Origin of the sequence: Candidatus Synechococcus spongiarum SH4, assembly GCF_000586015.1 — a bacterium.
Taxonomy (GTDB): Bacteria; Cyanobacteriota; Cyanobacteriia; order PCC-6307; family Cyanobiaceae; genus Synechococcus_B; species Synechococcus_B spongiarum_F.
In genome coordinates, this window is the sequence record NZ_JENA01000203.1 from 1 (window position 1) to 2,926 (window position 2,926).

A 2,926-nucleotide genomic window follows, 5' to 3' on the forward strand; every position below is an offset into this window, starting at 1 on the left:
GAGAAGTCTTATCTTGGGTCTGAGGTTTGCTCCAACCGAGGCCAGATAGGAGTAACGCCTCCAGATCATCGCAACGGGCCAGGATCCGGGCCAGGGCGGCGCAGTCCGCCAGGGCGCGGTGTGCCTCCCCAATCTGTACTTCATGGGCGCGGGCAAGATCCTTCAACGACACGCGCCCGGGCCGCAGACCCAGGTGTGACGGCCATGGGGCCGTACAGGTGCAGACCCAGGGTAATGTCAACCTGGGCAGGGGTGGGCGGCCAAACCAGCGGCGATCAAAGCCGACGTTGTGGGCCACCGCCGCATCAGCATGTTGGGCCATCACCTGAAACAACTCCAGCGTCTGCTGCCATGGCTGTGGCCGTTGGCTGGCTTCCGGTGAAATCCTGTTGATCCGTTGAGCAGGGTTCTGGTCAACGGGGAACAGCATCGACACCTGGCTGAGGGTGGTCCGCAGGGATACGGAAAACAACACGGCTCCCAACTCAATACAGCGGTGCTTCTCAGGACTGAAGCCCGTGGTCTCAAGGTCCAGGATGAGCAGGGTTTCAAGACTGGGCGGCTGGGCTGCGGCTGCGGTCATGAGCAGGTATTGTCCTGGCTCACATTCTTCAGCAACGGGAGGTCACCTAGATTCTGGTTCGGCGGAGTCAGGTCTTGTTGCTGGCAGCCTAAGCGCTGCAAGAGCGCTTCTTCGTCAAGAATCTCAATGCCAAGGGTACGGGCCTTATCCAGCTTGCTGCTCGGATTTGCGCCCACCACCAGATGGGTGGTCTTCTTGCTGACACTATTGCTCACGCTTCCTCCTGCTGCCTCAATCCGCTTCTGAGCCTCGACCCGGCGGAGGGAGGGCAAGGTTCCTGTGAGAACAAACGTCTGGCCGGTGAGCGGTCCCTGAGCAGACTCTGTGGACAGATTGGTCTGGCTCTGGAGTTGCAGGCCAGCCTTGGCGAGGTGCTCCAGGAGTCTTTGATTGGCTGGGTTGCCGAGCCACGTTTGCAGAGAAAAGGCGATTTCAGGGCCAATCCCCTCAAGATCAGCCAGATGTTGTTTCCCTGCACCTTGAAACTGTCTGTTGACAGCAAAGGCCTCTGCCAGTTGCTCTGTTGAGGGAAAAGCTTGAGCCAGAACCCTGGCTTTTTCCGGTCCCAGAGGGGGAAATCCTGAGTTTTTCCAGTGTCTCCTTAAACCAGAAAGCACGAGGGGCCACCAGCGCTCCTTGCCGGCTTCGTTCTCGGCCAAACGTTTCTTGTTTGCTGGGTCGCTCAGCCAAGTCTGAATCTTGGGGGCGACGCTCTGAAGGCTAGCCGGAAGCGGCTCATCAGCGACTTGGTATTGTGCAAAAGCCGCCGTCAGTTGGTCGCTTGAGGGGAAAAACCGGGCCAAAGCCTTGGCTGTTTCCGGTCCCACACGGGGAATTCCCAAGCTAGAGAGTACAAGGGGCCACCAGTATGCTTTGCACGCTTCGTGGTCAGCCAAAAGCTTCTTATTCGCTGGCTCGCTCAACCACGTTTGCAGGGAAAGGGCAACCGCAGGGCTAATGCCTTGGAGGCCAGCCAAAAGCGCCTCATCAGCGCCTTGGTATTGCACAAAAGCCTCCACCAGTTGCTCGGCAGAGGGGAACGCCTGAGCCAGTATCTTGGCATTGGCGGCGCCCACATGGGGAATCCCCAGGCCATAAAGCACACGATGCCATGGCTGCTGCTTGGAGGACTCCAGCGACTGCAACAGACCGCGGGCCGACGGGACAGCCCAACCCTCCAATGCCGTCAACTGAGCCTCCTGAAGCTTGTAGAGATCATCAATGGTGTGAACCAAGCCCCGCTCTGCCAACTGCTCAATCCGTTCACGTCCAAGGCCGTCAATGTCCAGGGCGTCACGGCTGGCCCAGTGGCGGAGCGCACCGCGGAGGATTGCTGGACAACTACGATTGACGCAACGGGTGGCGGCCTCCAATTCCTTGGATTCCTTGGATTCCCGCACCAGGGGAGAACCGCATTCCGGGCAGTGGCGGGGAAACGCAAGGGGTTCACCCGGCGGTGAGCACGGCTCCACCCGCACCACCTCAGGAATCACCCCACCCGCCTTGCGCACCATGAGGACGTCTCCCCCGTGCAGACCGGTTCCTTTGGTGAGGTCTTCGATCCGGTCGGCATTGTGGAGGGTAGCCCGTGCCACGGTGCTGCCGTCCAGTTCCACCGGGTCAAACTCCGCCACCGGCGTGACCACACCTGTGCGGCCCACCTGGACCACAAGGCGCCGCAGCCTGCTCCTGGCCTCCATCTGGCTGAACTTCATGGCCACAGCCCAGCGGGGCGCCCTCTGGGTATGCCCCACCCGCTGCTGAAGGGCCAAGTCATTCAACTTGACCACCACCCCGTCTGTGCCGTAGGGGAGGTGGTGACGCTCAAGGTTCCAATGCCGGTAAAACTGGCCCACGTCCGCCAGGCTGGTGCAGTGGCGGGCGTGGGGATCGGTTTTGAATCCAGCAGCCCTCAACCAATCCAGGGCCGCCAACTGCTGGCGGGGCTGGGGCTGCTCCGGCGAGAAATGAAGCCCATAGGCTAGAAAGTCCACCTTCCGGCTGGCCACCACCTGGGGGTTCAACTGGCGCAAGGTGCCCGCACAGGCATTGCGGGCATTGGCAAAAGGAACCTCGTCTTGTTGGCGGCGCTGTTGGTTGATGGCGGAAAAGGTGGCCTCCGCCAGGAACGCCTCACCACGGATCTCCGCCCAGGCCGGCGGGTCCCCACAGTGCAGCCGGAGGGGGACGGAGCGAATGGTGCGGACACTGGCGGTGATCTCCTCGCCCCGGTGACCGTCTCCCCGGGTGGCCCCCTGCACCAGCAGGCCATGCTCATAGCGCAGGGCCAGGGCCACCCCATCCACCTTCAGTTCACAGGCATAGGCCAAGGGCTGGTCGGCG

2 protein-coding genes are annotated in these 2,926 nt (G+C 61.5%); both read right to left on the bottom strand.

Annotated features, from left to right (window positions below; genetic code table 11):
• Positions 1–583 (bottom strand): 3'-5' exonuclease (locus BG35_RS0108390; protein WP_025782474.1); only part of this gene is annotated, 583 nt, incomplete at its 3' end.
• The coding region (ligA, locus tag BG35_RS11680) for an NAD-dependent DNA ligase LigA (RefSeq protein WP_025782475.1) at positions 580–2,926 on the bottom strand (2,347 nt) is incomplete at its 5' end. The genes ligA and BG35_RS0108390, both read right to left, overlap by 4 nt.